The following is a 17,666-nucleotide window of genomic DNA, read 5'->3' as shown; positions in this document are numbered from 1 at the left end:
CTAATGAAATATGTCTAAATATTGCGTAAATACATATACATTTTAACAAATTTTTGGGTGATAATGGTATTAGATAATCAAAAGGAGGGGAAAAAGAGGATGAAAGTCCTAAATAAATTTATTGTTGGTTTACTACTTACTATAGGCGTATTTAATGGAGTGATTAAATCTGAAGTAGTACAAAGTAATGGTGCTGATAACATCGGTATAGGTATATTCGAAGATAAACCTATCCCAGGCCATCACTAGGAGAAAAAGTTATGAAGCCTAAAAAAGTTTTGATTGTGGGGAAAGAGAAGGCGTTCAAAAAAGGCTCGATACATTCCGTATTATTGAATAAGGACAAATATCAGCTTCATTACTTAAACAATGAAAATCTTTTACAAGATCCACTATTTTTAAAGGGATTCTCCTTGGCAATTATTAATAAAGTTAAAAGCATTTATATAGACAGTCTTCTAGAAAATAAAGTTCCTAGCATTGTATTAATTGGAAAAAGGGAGCAGCATTTAATCTCTGTTGTAAGTAATGTCCAAGGAATCGTTTCAAAGGAAAAACCAGAAGAGATACATTTTGCTATTGAAATGATAGAAAAGGGCGGCTTTTACTTTTCGACAGCATTAAAGCAATATATCTTTCCTTTAATGGCTAATAAAATTCCGTTTGATCTTGACGAAGAGTTGAAGTATATACCTACGATTTTAACTGAAATGGAGTTAAAAGTCGTAGAAGAGTTAATAAATGATAAAACCAATCAACAAATCGCAGATACTTTGTATTTAAGTAAGCGGACAGTTGAATACTATATTACATCTAGTATGCAAAAATTAAAAGTAAACTCAAGAGTGGGTCTGGCGGTTAAGATGACGAAGGCCATACTATTGCAGAATCAATCAATAAGTATAAGAAAAGTTCAAACGGTATATGCATAGAGTCTGACCAAATGTCAGACTTTTTTTTATGGAAAAAATAGAGGGAAATAGTTCAAAAGTGAGGTTCACCTCCACTTTATTTATACAGTATACACATCCCAACTAGTAACACAGAACTAAGATAGGAGAATGTAAGAAGACGACTTACATTTGCGTGATTTACGGGTTCTTTTGACCCACTCCTATTTTATGATGAGCTTAATAAATACAAATAGGAGGAAATTATGAAAGGTAATTTTGTTAAACTACAGGCTCTTGAAGAAGAAGATTTTAAGTTGTTCTCAAAATGGGTTTGTCCATCAAAAGTAAGTGCATTGGCGAGAGGAGCCCAAGACTTTGCCACATTGGAGGACATTAAGGCTGATATTAGAACAGGGAATACAAATTATGCCACAGTGCTTACACATGACAATGAAAAGATAGGATTTATTTCCTGGCAGCCTCAGAAGTATGAAGGAAGTTATTTACTTGGTGGTGTAATAGGAAATCCCGATTTATGGGATATGGGTTACGGGGCAGAAGCCTCATTATTGATCTTAGATTATTTATTTCATTTTAAAAATGCTCACAAAGTTCAATTCATTAATGGTTTATACAACTTGAGGACTATTCGTTTTCTAATAAAAAATAAAGTCACAATAGAAGGGGTGCTACGTGACTATTTCTTCTTAGATGGAGAGTATCATGATGCTGTGGTTTCTTCTATTTTGAGGGAGGAATATTACTCTCAGGATGAGGGGAATCTGCCAGAGGATATGATCCCCAAAAGTGAAAAGGAGAAAACTAGAAAAGAATTATATGAATATCTCAATCATCAATGGAAGGATGAGTGCTTTCCAAGTTTGGTAAAAGGTGTTGGTGTTAATGTGGAGTGAAAAGGTAGTAGTCATAACAGGAGCTTCAAAAGGAATAGGAAAAAGTATGTCAAAGCATTTTACTGAATTAGGTGCAACTGTAATCATGCTATATCGATCTTCTTTATCAGAAATCAAACAAGTAGTTGAGGAGATAAAAAAAGAAACGGGTCATGAGCGTGTGTTTTTTGAAAAACTGGATGTCAATGATATTGAAATGGTCAAAAATGTTTTTCAAAATATAATATCCACGCATAAGCGAATTGATGTACTTGTTAATAACGCGGGAATCAGTTTTGGTGGTGCATTAATTCCAAGTAACCCGGTAGAGATGTGGAAAGAGATTGTGGACACCAACATTATGGGAACAATTAATTGCATTCATGCCGTTTCTTTTCACATGTTGTTAGCACAAAGCGGTTCAATTATTAATATATCATCCCTTTCAGGGTTGGTAGGAATAGAACGACTAAGTGCATATAGCGCAAGTAAAGCGGGTGTAATTGGTTTAACACGTTCACTTGGAAAGGAGTATGCCCCTTATAATGTCAGGGTGAATGCAGTTGCTCCAGGATATATTGAAGAAACTGGAATGGTAGATCGAATTCCAGAAAAGCAGATGACTGAGTTTCGAAAGAAAATCGCCATGGGCAGATTAGGGACTGCAAAAGAAGTTGCTGAAGCTGTATCATTTCTTGCTTCAGACAAATCAAGTTATATCACGGGGCAAACATTAGTCGTTGATGGAGGACTAATGTGAATGGATGGAGGTAGAAAAATTGAGAACAGCCATATTGTTTCCCCCTTTAATGAAACTTAAAAAGGGCGATTTCAAAAATTTATATGATTGTTTCCCTATAGTAAGAGAACAGTTTGAACAAGCAAGTGACATTATCGGTATAGACTTAGCAAAAAGTTTTTTTTTAGAAAATGAGGCCATGACAAATCGTGGGGATATTGCCCGAACGAGCATTGTAACAATCAGTTCAGCTTTATATAAGCTGATTAGAAATGAAATTAGTCAGCCAGATTTTTATTTAGGTCCAAGTCTAGGCCAAGTAAATGCTATTCATTGTAGTGGAAGTCTAGATTTTACAGATACTGTTAAAATGATTCAAGCTATGTGCTTAATGGAGGCTGAGGAGAAGAGTAATAAGGGCAATGGAGTTTATTTCTTCTACAACATTGATACCGAGGTACTGGATTACCATATTGCTGAATTACGTAATAAAGGCTGTACGCTAGAACCATGTATGTACGGAACTTCCAATCAAATGATTGTTAATGGAGATACCAAAAGTCTTGAGGAGCTAAGTAGCAAAATATCACCACTTGGGGGCCTTGGAATTACAATTCCTTATGGACCACCAGGTCATTGTTCTCTTCTTCAATCTGTCAAAGAGAGATTTGAGAATGAATTCATGCCCATGATCAAGCCGGTGAATCCCATTAAACCTTTGGTTAGTAACGTAACTGCCACGCCCTTATATACCGGGAAAGAGATAGCGAATGAGTTGGTTAATCAGTACACCAAACCTGTTCAATGGTATCAATCGCTAAAGTTTTTAGCAGAAAATAATGTGCAAAAGTTGATTGTGGTAGGCCCTGGGAATTTTGTAGCCAAATCACTACAATTTACGGATATTGATTTTGAAGTGGAATCATATCTTGTGGCGGAGGAGATCAATAAAATCTGTACAAGAAGTAGTTCGTCTATTGGAGGTTAAAAGATGATAGGTCTAGTATTTCCCGGTTTAGCACCATCATACTACGAAGATATTAAAACTTTTATGCAAAATAGCCCATTTTCAAAAAGAAGATTTGAAGAGGCGAGTGAGGTTTTAGGTTTTTCATTGACTGAGGCTTTCAAAAATGTAGGAGATAAAGATTACGTAATTATGGAATGTGCCTTCCTTGCCAATACAATGGCAATGTTAGACCATTTCTATGAGGAATATCGCCTTTCTCCTCAAGTGGTCATTGGTCCGAGTTTTGGTGGAATTGTTGCAGCGATTTACGTGAAAAGCATTTCTTATAAAGAAGCTGTGTGGATAACAAAAGAATCCAATAAATTATCAGGTGAATGGTATGAACGGCTGGGGGATTTCAAAACTCACTTTGTTTATAATCTTTCATTGAATGAGTCCAATAAAATCATTGAGGATTTCAAGTCGAAAGGGCACTTTTTAGAATTGGTTGGAAATATGGAGAGTGTAATGTGTTTTTGCGGTAGCGCTTCTACAATTGATCTATTAAAAAGAACCTTGAATAATAAGCCAAAGTGTTTTTCTCTTCATACTATGGGACATCCCATCCATAGTGAGATATTAACTCCTTTACGACTAGATGTAGAAAGGGAAGTTTTTGCTAATGTTCAATTTAAGCCGCCTACTCTACCCATCATCTCGGATGTAGATGGAAGATTAATTAATCAGTCAGAGCAATTAAAAGTGATGATGTCGGAAGGATATGACCTCCCTGTACGTTGGGACTTAGTAACTAAACAGATGGAATCTCTCGGAATCAAAGAGGTATATGTTGTAGGTCCTAAAAATTTATTTTACCAACTTCTGAAAAATAAAATTAAGACCATTAAGGTTGATCCTGATTCGATAATTAAACAGGCAGTGACCCATTAAAGGACGGAATAAAATGATATTTACAGAGAGTGGATCCTATACAAAACAAATACTCTTCCATGATATAAGACAATCTATCGAAAGTTTATCTTTTCACAGTATCTCCAGTGGAGATCGAGTTGTAATTTCCGCAGAAAATTCTTATGAGTTTATTGTTACCCTATTTTCGCTAATCCATTTAGACTGCTCCATTATACTTCTAGATGGTCAGGTAGGGGAACAAAAAATTAAGAGAGTTATGGAAGAAACCAATGCAAAGATTTGCTTAATAGATCGTGATTTGCCTATCGTGAATACAATAAGTATAAAGCCATTGGCCTCACCAGATGAAATATCGTATATAGAATTTAAACTAAATATAGAAAAATGGAAATCGAGAAAGGATGCACTAATCCTATATACATCAGGTTCAACGGGCCAATCCAAAGCAATAATTAAGTCTGGGCAGTCCATGTTTATCAATTTAGAAAGTACGATGAAAAGCATGTGCTACCTTCGAAACGACATATTATTACCGGTTATCCCTTTTTCCCATTTTTACGGATTATCTTTGGTGTTCATTTGGTGGATGATGGATTGTCATTTGGTCTTATGTGACTACAAGAAAGTAAGGAAAATTCTAAAGGCTATTTCTGATTACAAAGTAACGGTTGTTGATGCTATTCCTTCTACGTATCATGTTTTAATACAGCTAATGGAAAAAAGGCAAGAGGTTAGAAATGATTTAAAAAGATCAAGTGTTAGATTGTGGTGTATTGGAGGTTCTCCATTATCGGCTAAATTAGCTGCTGATTTTGAAGGTTATGTAGGCAGGCCCTTGCTTGACGGCTATGGTCTATCTGAAGCAGGAAATATAGCTTTAAATACAGGTAACGAGAAAGGCTGCGGTAAAGCTTTAGAGGGTGTAAGAATAATGATAATGGATGAATATGGAAAAGAAGCTCAAGCTGGAAACATTGGTGAAGTGTTAATAAAAAGCCCAGGATTAATGGAAGGATACCTTGGTTTAAAGAAAGAAACAGAAAGAGCCTTTTTAGATGGATGGTACCGTACAAGTGATTTGGGATATATGACACCAGATCAGCATCTTTATGTAGTTGGACGAAAAGGGGAGGGGTTCCTAAGGAAAGGTTATCTCATATACCCAGCAACAATTGAAAAAGAAATATTTGATTCTTTGGGATATAGAGGGAAGGTCTTTTCCTTTAAGGACGAAAAGAAAGATTCATATGTACTTATCTTTATAGAGGAAGATCCTGCAAATATAGCTGAAATTAAACGAAATATTTATACACATATAGATCCATTCTATCAGCCTAATAAAATCTTAGTGTTAAAGGAATTTCCATACTTGTTAAATGGAAAGGTTGATCAGGTTGGATTACAAAAACTTGCATCACAATGGAATCAAAATAGAGAGGAGGATTCAAATTGCATAGCACTATCATAGTTGATCCTTTCCCATCTTTAGTTCTGGAGAGAAAGGAAGCGATTGAGCGTACAATTGAATATCTCGAAAAAAACAGAGAATGTATGATGGAAATATTGACAGAGGTTTCACCTTATCATACAGCTAAAGATGAAATAAATATATCTATTCAAGCTCTCACCCGCGCGATTGCAGAGGTCAATGAAAATAGGCCACCAACATTGAATAGTATGTCAGTATTTATGCCATCAAACGTTTTGTTATACTCATATGTCCTCTACTTGTTAATCCCTTCGCTTTATGTAGAAAAAATTGAATTTAGGGGATCAGGGCTTGTTATTGAACAAGTTAGACAGCTACACAATTTGTTAAAAGAAATACATCAGTTGCCTATTCAATTATTAGAATTGTCTCATCGAAAGTACATTAAAGAATCAGCTCTACAGGCGGAACTAGTCATTTTTACTGGTGCCTATAAAAATGCTGAGGAAATTAAATTCCAACTTTCAGAAGATCAATTCTTTGTTTTCTTTGGTCACGGAGTCAATCCATTTATCTTAACTGAATCAGCGGATGTAGAAAAATCCATTAATGACCTTGTTTCTATACGAACATATAATTCCGGGCAAGACTGCTTAGGTCCAGATGTTATTTATGTACCAGAACATTTGAAAGATCCATTTGTTTCAATGTTAAAACAAAGATTAGAGGTACTCAAATTCGGTAGCAATAAGGACGGAGCAATGGATTATGGCCCTATTCACTACCTATCTGCAATAGACGTTGTGGCCGTACATTTAAATCAATTTAGTAACTATATCTACTCAGGGGGTAATATTCATTATCGTGAAAGAAGAATAGAACCAACGATCTTGTTAAGTAAAATAGAGGATGATTTGCCAATGGCGGAATTCTTTTCTCCTATCTTTAATGTGGTTATGTATAAGTCTGAGGAGGAAATCTTGGAAGTTTTTAAAACAGGTTATTTTCTTGAGAGAGCGATGGGGGCAACGGTGTATGGAGACTGCAATAAAAATTTAATTGATGCATTACATAAGAGGCATACGGTATCAATAAATAAAACCTTATTAGATATAGAAGATGGAAATGCCCCGTTCGGAGGTTATGGACCGATGGCTAATTATGTTTCTTATAAAGGTCAATTAATCATTAAGCCTATTTTACTTTCGAAAATCCTCCATGATTATTGGGAGTCGAAGCATGACTAGTAATACAGTGTGGTATGCAATTACACAAGCCCTAAAATGCAATGGAGTAACTCAAGTTTTTGGTTTGCCTAGTGATGATCTTGCACTAATGATAGAAATAAAAAAGAATAACATTGATTTTTTAATAACTAAGGATCAAAGAAATGCGATGTTCATGGCAACTGGTTATAGTTTGGCCATGAATCAATTAGGTGTATGTGTTGTTGGAAAAGGACCAGCAATGATGAATTGTATGACGGGTGTCCTTGAGGCAGATGCACAATGTGCACCGGTTTTAATCATTGCAACTAGCACTAAAACAGAAAAATATGGCTTTAATAGGTCTTTCCAGGAAGCTAATCAATACGAAGTTGTGGCTCCTCTAGCAAAGTGGGCCCACCGTGTGGAGAGTGCTGATTCAATTCATTGGGTAATGAAGAAAGCAATATTTCTTGCCACATCAGGATCACCTGGACCTGTATATATAGAAATACCAGAGGACATTGGTTTTCAACAGATGCAGAAAAATGAAGTTTCCTCATATATACCTACCATTCATTCAAAGCTTTCTGCAGATGTAGAAAATATAAACAAAGCAAGAAGGATGATTAAAGAATCAACAAAACCGATCATCATTTACGGGGGAGGAACGAAACGAGGAAGAGATAGACATCTATTAAAGGCATTTGCGGAATGGCTTAAAGCACCTATTTTTGTAACAGCCTCAGGACGTGGTGCGATTTCTGAAGAGGATCCTCTTTTTTGTGGTTTAGCAGGATTATATTGTCCAGCTCATATGATGGGACTTATCACACAATCAGATTTGTTTATATCAGTCGGCAGTAGACTCGAAGAAACAGCTACTTTCGGTTGGGAAGCCTCACTAAGAGCAAATAAAATGATACAAATTAATATCAGTGAGCAAGGTTTCAATCTTTTGTATGATAGTTTCAATCTCCAGGGGGATGCAGAAGAAATTTTAAGTAAATTAATGGAGACTAGTATTCCAAGAGAAGATTCATATCAGTGGATTGAATTCACGGAAAATTTAAAGAATCATCTCTTTAGAGAAAAGGATGCAGTAACTTATCATTATAATCAATTAAGGGTTGCTGACATTCTTAAAGTGTTAAATAGTTATTTACCAAAAGAGGTTGTTTTTGTTCATGAAAATGGTTTGCAAGACATGTGGAGTTATTTCTATCCTTATCATGCTCTAAAAGCGGGTCAGGATGCTATTACTCCTAGCGAACAAACGCCCTTAGGATTTGGGGCAGCAGCAGCAGTAGGGGTTGCCCAAGCTCAAAAAGAAAAAATGGTTGTGGCTATAGTAGGAGACGGTGCATTTACTCTTTTCCAAAGCGATCTTTCAACTGTAGTACAGAATAAAATTCCCATCATATATGTTGTTTTAAATAATGGTGGATATGGATGGTTAGCTTATCAAAATAAAAATAATGGGGCATCTTCCGTTTTTATTCATGAAGAGGAATCGGCGCTTATAGGTGTACATTCAAATCTGCATCACCTACAAGTAAAATCCTGTCATGAACTAGTAGATTCAATTAAAGAAGCTATAGCTGCGTATAGAGTAGGTAAATCAGTTGTACTAGAATGCTTTGTACAAGTAAAGGATGTAGCATCTGCTTTAAAAGATATATATGGGGATTTTCCACTAAAGGAGAGGTGAATAAGGTAAATGGAAGCATTACTCACTGAAAAAATATTGAATCAAACAGGGTTAGAAATCCCAGTTAATATTCAAGGGATAGGATTTCGTGTACCAGGCAAAATTGTCAAAAATGAAGATCTAGTGAAAGAACTAGATACAAGTGATCAATGGATACAGGACAAAACCGGAATAAAGGAAAGGAGGTACTTAGAAGAGGAGTATGTGACTTCTGATCTCTGTGCAAGTGCAGCGGCGGAGGCACTCCTGGATGCTGATATTCAAGCAGAAGAGATTGATGCCATTATTGTCACCACTACTTCACCTGATCAAGCATTACCTTCAACTGCAATGATTATCAAAGAAAAAATAGGTGCAGAAAAAGCGATTCCGATTGATCTTACGCAAAGTGGCTGTGCAGGTGGGATTTATGCTATGTATGTCGGGACTCATCTACTCCAAAATAGCAATGTGAAAAATGTATTAGTGATCGGTTGTGAAATCCTTTCGAGGATTAGTGATCCAAAGGATCGCACTACACGTGTATTTTTTGGTGATGCAGCTGGAGCAATGGTGTTGCAAAAAACAAGAGAGGGTGGAGGCATTCTTTCCTTCCATTTAGATTCAGAGCTTAATTATGCAGTTCAAATCCCTGGAGGCGGGACAGTACCACTGGGTGAAAATGAAGATTATAGAACAAGCCAATTTGTTAAGATGAATGGTCGTGAAGTCTGGAATACTGCAACAAGAGTAGTTCCAACTTCTATAAGGGAAGCCATAGTATCTGCAGGATTAACAATAGGTGATATTGATCATTTCTTAGTCCATCAGGCAAATCTTAATATAGTAAAAGAAGTTATGCATGATTTAAATGTCCCACTCGAAAAAACGACCATAACTGTACAAGAATATGCCAATACTGGTTCAGCGACATTATATTCAGTTTTATATAAAGCCTTGAAAGATGGAAAAGTGAAAGAGGATGATACGATTGTTCTTTCAGCTATTGGCGCGGGTTTCTTATGGGGTTCTATCTGCTTAAAATATACTAAAAATGAGAAAAGGGGTTAGGAAAATGAAAGAAAAAATAAAAGAGAAATTTATTGAGGTCTATAAAATGGATATTAAACCGGAGGAATTATTGGATGATAGCTATTTATTTGGGCCAGATTCAGTATATGGTTTAGATTCTATGGATGTTTTGGTTTTCATTAATGAATTAAAAAAAGAATTTGGCTTAGAATATAGCACATTAGATACTGATTCCTTTATGACTATCAATAATATTATTAGTTTTATTGAGAAACAAAAAAAATCTGAATCTGTTTAAGGTTATGGAAAGCTTATCGTATTTACCGCACAAGTATCCTTTCCTATACGTAGATCGAGTAGTTGAAAGAGAACCGATGATGTGGGTAAAGGGTTATAAAAATATAAGCAATAATGAATGGTTTATTAGTGAAAGTCAAAAAAGTATGCCTTCTACACTTATTATTGAAGCAATTGGGCAAATCGGCGCTTTTGTTCGTGTTGAAAAATCAGAAAAATATGAAATATTAGCCGGGATTAATGGCGCACAAATACATGGTTCAGCTTATCCAGGGGATAGGTTAGATTTGTACTTTGAGGTTACAAGAATAAGGAATGGATTAATGAAAGGGAAGGGTATTGCTTCAGTTAATGGTTCTGTAATTGTGTCTATAGAAGAAATTACAACTGTTTACCTATGAAAAAACCTCCTTTTTTAGGAGGTTTTTAGCATTTTTTAATAACAGGCGAAATTTGCGTGATACTCTAATCTTTTTGTTGTTCAAACTGAATACAATAGAGAGGTGTTTGTAGGTGATAATAAGTAAAATATAGAAGGAGTCGAAGAATGAAGTCAATTATTAATTTTTCAATTAAGAACAAGCTCGCAATTTGGATCGTCACAATCTTTATTATAGTCTTTGGTATGTTTTCTGCCTTTCAAATGAAAATGGAGCAACTCCCAAATATTAATGAGCCAATCGTTGATATTACAACTATTTATCCCGGTGCATCGTCTGAAGAAGTTTCGGATAAAATTACCAACCAGATAGAAAATGGTGTGCGGAATTTAGATGGGGTAAAAAATGTGGTATCAACTTCCATGCAAGACGCGTCATCGATCCAAGTAGAATATGGATTTGATAAGGATCTTAAGGAAGCAGAACAGGAAATTGAAGAAACGATAAAAAACCTGAATCTTCCGGAGGATGCCCAGACACCAAAGGTTGCGAGACTTAGCTTTAATGATTTACCAATTTTAGTTGTATCCGTATTAAATCAGAATAGTAACCTTACAGAAGTAAGCAATCTCGTAAAAAATGAAATACAGCCGGCTTTTGAAGAAATTCAGGGAATCTCTACAGTAAATATCGTTGGGAATGAGTCGAAAGAGGTCAGAATCAATCTTTTACCGGAAAGACTACAAGAATATCAACTGCATGATCAAGACGTAGCAGAATATTTGAATAGCGTGTTAAATGAATTTTCATTAGGCGTGAAAGAGGTTGATAATCAAGAAAAGGTCGTTGCGATTCAAAGCGAAGTGGATATAGAAAAACTAAAGGATATCAGTGTGCCAATTAATCCGCAATCTGTAATAGAAGGAGTAGATCAAACAGCAGAAGCAACACCTACCCTTAGTGATATTGCGGAAGTTGAGTTAGAACAAAGCTCATCGTCCATCTCTAGATTTAATGGGGAAGAGTCAATTGGTATACAAGTAGTACAAGGAGTAAACGGGAATACGGTTGAAATTATTGACGCAATAACCAATAAAATGGATGAGTTTGAAAAACAATATGACGGTTTAACATTTGAAACAGTATTGAATAGTGGCGATCCAATAAAAGATTCCATCAGTATGATGTTCAAAAAGGCTCTAATAGGAGCCGCATTTGCAGTATTGATTATATTACTGTTTCTGAGAGATATAAAATCTACCCTTATATCGGTTATTTCAATTCCACTATCATTACTCATTGCATTATTGTTACTTCATCGGATTGGAATAAGCTTGAACTTAATGACAATTGGAGCGATGACAGTTGCCATTGGAAGAGTAGTTGATGACTCGATTGTTGTTATTGAGAACATTCATAGAAAAATAAAGTTATCTAAAGAACCATTGAGTGGAAATGCATTAATTGTAGCAGCTACAAAGGAAATGTTTTCACCAATTATGTCCTCTACGATTGTAACAATTGCAGTGTTCCTTCCATTAGGGCTTGTTGATGGTCCAGTAGGAGAACTATTTTATCCTTTTGGATTAACAATCGTATTTGCCCTTTTAGCCTCACTGTTAGTTTCTATAACAATTGTGCCAATGATGGCTCATTTTATGATGAGTAGAAAAGTGGAAAAGCGTGCTTCTAGAGATAAGAAACATAGAGGAGAAACGTATAGAAAGATACTAAGATGGAGTCTTAATCATAAAATCGTATCTTTCACATGTATCAATATTCTTTTAATTGGTAGTTTGTTTTTGATTCCATTTATTGGCGTCACCTTCATACAAGAAGATGAAAATAACTTACTTATTATCACTTATGATCCAAAAACAGGTGATACAAGAGAAGAAATTAATGAGCAAGTAGAGACTGTAGAGGATTATTTGCTTGGTCGGGAACATATAGAGCTCGTTCAATCATCACAAGGTGGAGGAAATCCACTTAACCCAGCGGATACCCGACAAGTTCTATTCTTCATTAAATATAAAGGAAGCGTTGAAGACTTTGGAAAAGAGCAGGAAGTAATCTCTGCTGAAATTCGGAAGCAAACCGAGGGAGAATGGAGTTTTCAGGATTCTGGTTCAGGCAATAGTCAAATGAATATTTATGTTTACGGTAATAATTTTGAAGAGATTAATCAGTCAATAGGTCAGATTGAAGATAAACTATCAAATAGAGAAGAAGTAAAGAGCATAAAAACCAATGTCTCTGAGTTGCATGATAAGCTTGGTTTTCAGTTGAAACTGGATGAATTAATCGATAATGGTGTGCACCCAGAACAGGTTTATTCAGCACTAGGTGGAGGGGTGGATATGAGACTCACCACTATAAATGAGGAAGGAGACGACTTACCTGTTTACTTGAATACAGCAAAAACGATTGAAAAACAGGAGGATTATCTTAAGTTGCCTATCTCCACTTTGTCTGGTGAAGAGATAGAACTATCAGAGGTGACAGAACTCATTGAGCAAGAAGCTCCCTCAGCTATATACAATCGTAATGGCAAGCAATATGGTGAAGTAACGATTAATGTTCAAAGCAATGATATCAATAAGACAATCAAAGATTTAGAAAGTGAATTAAAAGGAATTTCATTTGGGAATGGAGTCAACCTCGAATTTGGCGGTGTTTCAGATCAAATTGAAGACTCTTTTAATCAATTAATTATTGCTTCAGGTCTTGCTATCTTCGTTGTATTTTTCGTTTTAATTGTCACATTTGGAGGCGGTCTAGCACCATTTGCTATCCTATTCTCCTTGCCATATGCAATTATTGGGAGTTTGGTTGGACTCTTGTTAACTAGAGAACCAATTAGTATTTCAGTAATGATTGGTGCCTTAATGTTAATCGGAATAGTTGTAACAAATGCGATCGTTTTAGTGGCGAGAATTATTCAGAATGAAAAAGAAGGTATTGATTTAAGGGAGGCAATATTAGAAGCGGGTACAACACGTTTGAGACCGATATTAATGACTGCTTTTGCAACTGTAGGGGCATTAGTTCCACTTGTGTTTACTGGTGAGACGGATGGAAGTGGCTTAATTTCGAGGGGGTTAGGGATAACAGTCATTGGTGGTCTTACAACGTCAACAATACTCACTTTGATTGTCGTTCCAGTTGTTTATGAAGCTTTAATGAAGATGAAAAAGAAGTTTAAAAAGAAAAGAGCTCAAAAAGAAGAAGTAAACATTGAGGCTTAGTGGTGTTTTCACTAAGCTTTCTTTTTCTCAATTCTGTGGGTATTTTGGACGAGGATAAGATCTGTTTTTTAATGGTTATGATTTAATATTTAGGTGAAAGTATTCAAAAAGGAGAATGAAAGGTGAGTTCAATTTTTAAAAACCGCTTTATTTATTGTATCCTTTTCTCTGCCTTATTTCTTCAAATGGGTATTTGGATAAGGAACTTTTCGATATTACTATTTGTTACTGAACAAACGAATGGAAACGCTATAGCCATTTCTTTTATAATGCTTGCGGAGTATGCCCCCATTTTTTTGTTTTCTTTCCTAGGAGGAACATTTGCAGACCGTTGGCGACCAAAGAAGACGATGGTATGGTGTGATATTCTTACGGCAATATCAATTTTTGCTATTTTTGCTGCGCTACTTTTTAGTACTTGGAAAGTTGTCTTTTTTATTACTTTAATTTCTGCAGTGCTTTCCCAGCTTTCACAACCAGCGGGTATGAAGTTATTTAAGCAAAATCTCCCAGACAAACTATTACAGCCTGCGATGTCTCTTTATCAAACCTTATCTGCTGTTTTTATGATAATGGGGCCGGTCATTGGTACCATTGTTTATGAAAACTTGGGCCTTCTCCCTTCCATTTTAATCACTGGAAGTGCCTTTCTATTATCTGCTCTTTCGTTGGTTTTCATTACAGAGAGTAAAAATATTGAAAGGGAGTCGTCCATACATATAGCCAATATTTTGGATGATATGAGGGGTGGAATAAAATACGTCCTTAAAAATAATCAATTAAAAGCGCTGGGGGCATGTTTCTTATTTGCAGGACTAGCAGTAGGGCTCATTCAACCAATGAACATTTTTATTGTCATGGAAAAATTGTCATTAGGAACAGAGTATTTACAGTGGCTTCTAATGATAAATGGCTTAGGAATGGTGATTGGTGGAGTAATATCATTTACTTTATCTAGTAAGATACAACCGATGAAGTTTTTAGCAATAGGAGTGGCAATGACCGCAATATCTATAAGTATAATTGGCTATTCAACAGTACTTATGCTAACACTATTAGGACAATTTTTATATGGGGTATTTCTTCCGGTTATTCAAATAGGCATTCATACAATGGTATTAAAAAATACAAATGATCATCTTATAGGAAGGGTCAACGGTATTTTAGTGCCTCTGTTTAGTGGGTCTATGGTAATGAGTATAACATTAGTAGGCATATTAAAAAGTGTGGTATCAGTAACTTTTATCTTTCAAGTGTCTGCTTGTTTATTCCTTGTTGCTTTGGCGATTATTTTACGAAACACAAAGCAGCAGTCATTGAATGAACCAGGACAAGCTAGAAATGTTTAATGTGTGAAGCTACTAAATAGCGAGCAACTACTATATGAATTTATCATTCCTTGTGAATAGGTGGCTTCATTTGAATCCGTATCGATACAAACATTTCTTAATAAAAATGAACAGTAGAGCAATTTAGTGAATAAAAGAAACAAGCAGTGATTATGCTTGTTTCTTAAATCATTTTTGCAGTATATATTGAAAACACCGTTTCGCAGTTGCTTCCGGTGCAACAAGAATAGGGGTGCTGGGTGTCACTTGGTTAGCTACATGTGCCATGCTGTATTGCGAGAGGACGATGACATCTACCTTCCCATCCATTTCCGCCACCATTCTCCTGACTCTTTCGTCATGTTCTTCTTTTTTTCCTTCAAAAAGTAGATGGATGATGCCAGGATCAACAACAGATTCAATGGCACAGTTCGGTTGACGTGCTTGTAGGTAATTAATTAGCGCTTCGGGTGTTTCTCTGACGGTAGAGATTAAACCGATTCGATTATATTCTAAAGCCTCATCTAGCATCGCTTCGTCTGAACGGAACATTTTCACTCGACAAAGTGGTTGAAGGATAGCTGTTAAAGGATTGAATGCCGAACAAGTTAGTTGAATACAATCAGGGCGAGCTTCAGCTGCTAAAGAGACAGATTTTGAAAAGCGCCGAGCAATTTCTGGTGTCAATGAGCCGCTTTCTTCAATCATCGTCAGTAAGTGAGTATCCATGAAATGTAATAATTCAACCTCAGGCGCCACTTTTCTAAACGCTTCTTCTATAGGCTTTAAAGCAGTCGTTGTTGCGTGTATTAAGGCAACCTTCATTTTATCTATCACCTCATCCTTTCCGCTTTCGTGCTTTCATTTCCGAGCAGTTAATTGTATTCTCTATAGTATATCTAATAATCAATGAAAATAGTATAAAAACTAATGAAGGAGAGAAAGAGATGAATTCGGATTGGCAGAAAAGACTTTCTTCGGAGAAAGAAAAGCCTTACTTCCAAAAGTTGATGAGCTTTTTAGAACAGGAATATCGGAATCATACGATTTATCCTGTAAAGGGAAATATCTTTAATGCATTGGAATATACAAGCTTTGAAGAGACAAAAGTGGTTATCCTTGGTCAAGACCCATATCATGGTGCCAATCAGGCGCATGGCTTAAGCTTTTCGGTACAACCTGGTGTGAAAATACCTCCGTCTCTACGAAATATATATAAAGAATTAGCAACAGATATTGGTTGTCCCATACCTAACCATGGTTGCCTCATTTCTTGGGCGAAGCAGGGGGTATTATTATTAAATACGGTATTAACAGTAAGAGAAGGAGAGGCCAATGCTCATCGTGGACAAGGGTGGGAAGAGTTTACGAATCATATTATTACTTCTTTAAATCATAGAGAGAAGCCTATTATTTTTGTGTTGTGGGGGAAGCCCGCGCAAGCGAAGTTAAAGTTAATTAATACAGAAAAACATGCCACTATCCTCGCGCCCCATCCGAGTCCGTTATCTGCTCATAGAGGCTTCTTTGGTAGCAAGCCATTCTCAAAAATTAATCAAAAATTATTAGAATGGGGAGAGAAACCAATAGATTGGAAAATAGACAATATATAAGACTTTTCGTCATGTTTCACGTGAAACGAGAGGGGTAATGTCGAAATGCCGGAGAAAAAGGTAAGCTGTGTCAAATGTAAATATTTCTATGTTACATGGGATCAAAGATTTCCCAGAGGCTGCAAGGCATTTGGTTTTAAAACAAAAAAATGGCCGTCGATGGAGGTTCATACTGCGTCAGGGCAATCGTGTTTGCGTTTTGAAAAGAAGAACTGATACACTATAGGAAGAAAAAGATGGTAGATGAAGTAGGTGAATACATGAGTATTTCAATCGAGAAAATGCTAAGTAAAATGGAAGCTGAGATTATTGAGGCGAAAGGGTTAAATGATTCGGCAGTAAGAGAAAGAGTCCATGCTATTAAAACGTTGTGTGAAGTGATTCTTGATCAATCAACGGGAGTAGTACGGACTGCGCAAACGCAGCAACAACCGATGGTAACTCCTCAGACGAATATCCCCGGTCCTCAACAGGTAAGTCTGAATGAAAAACCAATGAAAATGGGTGATGAGGCAAACGGTGAGTCGATTTTTGACTTTTAAGGAGTAGCTTTACTTTACCTGTTATACTAAATACATACTTAAAAGAAAGAGGCTGAAAATAAATGAAGCTTTTCATCATTATTGGGGCGATTTTTGCCTTTCTAGCTGTTGCATTTGGTGCATTTGGAGCCCATGCTTTAGAAGGTAAAGTAGTAGGCAAGTATATGGATAATTGGCAAACGGCTGTACAATATCAAATGTTCCATGCTATTGGGATTTTTATTGTTGCTTTATTATTATCGAAAATGCCAGACTCTTCCTTATTAACTTGGTCTGGCTGGTTAATGGCATTTGGTATCTTATTTTTCTCTGGAAGTTTATATATCTTAGCATTAACGAAAATATCCATATTAGGCGCCATTACACCTATTGGTGGTGTAGCATTCCTTGTCGGTTGGGTACTTATTCTTGTATTTGCTGTAAAACACTTATAATATAATGAAGGGCTGAACATTTATGATGTTCAGCCCTTTTTCAACAGAAAGTATAAAATTT

18 protein-coding genes are annotated in these 17,666 nt (G+C 36.0%); 17 read left to right on the top strand and 1 reads right to left on the bottom strand.

Going from position 1 to position 17,666, the window contains the following annotated elements:
- Positions 1-99: 99 nt before the first annotated feature.
- From LCM23_RS10005 to LCM23_RS09940, 14 genes are all read left to right on the top strand, one after another.
- Positions 100-249, top strand: a complete 150-nt coding sequence (locus LCM23_RS10005) for a hypothetical protein (protein ID WP_224936817.1) — start codon at positions 100-102, stop codon at positions 247-249.
- An 11-nt stretch (positions 250-260) separates the two neighbouring features.
- Positions 261-932: a response regulator transcription factor gene (locus tag LCM23_RS10000; protein ID WP_224936816.1), complete on the top strand. Its 672-nt coding sequence runs from the start codon at positions 261-263 to the stop codon at positions 930-932.
- 224 nt (positions 933-1,156) lie between these two features.
- A complete protein-coding gene (locus tag LCM23_RS09995) occupies positions 1,157-1,807 on the top strand; it encodes a GNAT family N-acetyltransferase (protein WP_095371516.1) in 651 nt (216 codons plus the stop codon).
- On the top strand, positions 1,797-2,546 hold the full coding sequence (locus LCM23_RS09990) for an SDR family NAD(P)-dependent oxidoreductase (protein ID WP_224936815.1): 750 nt from the start codon (positions 1,797-1,799) through the stop codon (positions 2,544-2,546). The genes LCM23_RS09995 and LCM23_RS09990 overlap by 11 nt, the downstream gene beginning before the upstream one ends.
- Before the next feature lie 19 nt (positions 2,547-2,565).
- Positions 2,566-3,513 (top strand): ACP S-malonyltransferase, encoded by a 948-nt coding sequence (locus LCM23_RS09985; protein ID WP_224936814.1) that lies wholly within the window; start codon positions 2,566-2,568, stop codon positions 3,511-3,513.
- A gap of 3 nt (positions 3,514-3,516) precedes the next feature.
- Positions 3,517-4,425 (top strand): hypothetical protein, encoded by a 909-nt coding sequence (locus LCM23_RS09980; protein WP_224936813.1) that lies wholly within the window; start codon positions 3,517-3,519, stop codon positions 4,423-4,425.
- A gap of 13 nt (positions 4,426-4,438) precedes the next feature.
- The gene (locus LCM23_RS09975) at positions 4,439-5,875 is read left to right on the top strand and encodes a class I adenylate-forming enzyme family protein (RefSeq protein ID WP_224936812.1); all 1,437 of its coding nucleotides are present in this window, start codon (positions 4,439-4,441) and stop codon (positions 5,873-5,875) included.
- A complete protein-coding gene (locus LCM23_RS09970) occupies positions 5,857-7,083 on the top strand; it encodes an aldehyde dehydrogenase family protein (RefSeq protein WP_224936811.1) in 1,227 nt (408 codons plus the stop codon). Before LCM23_RS09975 ends, LCM23_RS09970 begins: the two co-directional genes overlap by 19 nt.
- Positions 7,076-8,752, top strand: a complete 1,677-nt coding sequence (locus tag LCM23_RS09965; protein ID WP_224936810.1) for a thiamine pyrophosphate-binding protein — start codon at positions 7,076-7,078, stop codon at positions 8,750-8,752. Before LCM23_RS09970 ends, LCM23_RS09965 begins: the two co-directional genes overlap by 8 nt.
- Positions 8,753-8,761: 9 nt before the next feature.
- Positions 8,762-9,802, top strand: a complete 1,041-nt coding sequence (locus LCM23_RS09960) for a 3-oxoacyl-ACP synthase III family protein (protein ID WP_224936809.1) — start codon at positions 8,762-8,764, stop codon at positions 9,800-9,802.
- 4 nt (positions 9,803-9,806) lie between these two features.
- Entirely contained in the window at positions 9,807-10,061 is a 255-nt protein-coding gene (locus LCM23_RS09955) for an acyl carrier protein (RefSeq protein ID WP_095371523.1), read from the top strand.
- A 4-nt stretch (positions 10,062-10,065) separates the two neighbouring features.
- Positions 10,066-10,461 (top strand): 3-hydroxyacyl-ACP dehydratase FabZ family protein, encoded by a 396-nt coding sequence (locus tag LCM23_RS09950; protein WP_224936808.1) that lies wholly within the window; start codon positions 10,066-10,068, stop codon positions 10,459-10,461.
- Positions 10,462-10,607: 146 nt separating this feature from the next.
- A complete protein-coding gene (locus tag LCM23_RS09945) occupies positions 10,608-13,688 on the top strand; it encodes an efflux RND transporter permease subunit (protein WP_224936807.1) in 3,081 nt (1,026 codons plus the stop codon).
- A 122-nt stretch (positions 13,689-13,810) separates the two neighbouring features.
- Positions 13,811-15,037 carry an MFS transporter gene (locus tag LCM23_RS09940; protein WP_224936806.1) on the top strand — a complete coding sequence of 409 codons (1,227 nt, stop codon included), beginning with the start codon at positions 13,811-13,813 and terminating at the stop codon, positions 15,035-15,037.
- Between the two features lie 168 nt (positions 15,038-15,205).
- On the opposite strand, the gene LCM23_RS09935 is transcribed toward LCM23_RS09940, so the two are convergent.
- Positions 15,206-15,841, bottom strand: coding sequence for an aspartate/glutamate racemase family protein (locus tag LCM23_RS09935; RefSeq protein ID WP_224936805.1), 636 nt, complete (start codon positions 15,839-15,841; stop codon positions 15,206-15,208).
- Between the two features lie 122 nt (positions 15,842-15,963).
- Here LCM23_RS09935 and LCM23_RS09930 point away from each other — a divergent pair, with 122 nt between their 5' ends.
- The 3 genes from LCM23_RS09930 (at position 15,964) to LCM23_RS09915 (ending at position 17,605) form a co-directional block, all read left to right on the top strand.
- Positions 15,964-16,629, top strand: coding sequence for a uracil-DNA glycosylase (locus tag LCM23_RS09930; protein WP_224936804.1), 666 nt, complete (start codon positions 15,964-15,966; stop codon positions 16,627-16,629).
- A gap of 236 nt (positions 16,630-16,865) precedes the next feature.
- Positions 16,866-17,171, top strand: a complete 306-nt coding sequence (locus LCM23_RS09920) for a YwdI family protein (RefSeq protein ID WP_224936802.1) — start codon at positions 16,866-16,868, stop codon at positions 17,169-17,171.
- Positions 17,172-17,233: 62 nt separating this feature from the next.
- The gene (locus tag LCM23_RS09915; RefSeq protein WP_095371531.1) at positions 17,234-17,605 is read left to right on the top strand and encodes a DUF423 domain-containing protein; all 372 of its coding nucleotides are present in this window, start codon (positions 17,234-17,236) and stop codon (positions 17,603-17,605) included.
- Positions 17,606-17,666: the final 61 nt, after the last annotated feature.

The organism is Cytobacillus kochii (genome assembly GCF_020171845.1).
GTDB lineage: Bacteria > Bacillota > Bacilli > Bacillales > Cytobacillaceae > Cytobacillus > Cytobacillus kochii.
The sequence above is the reverse complement of the archived record's forward strand: the minus strand, read 5'-3'. Positions and strand labels throughout refer to the sequence as shown.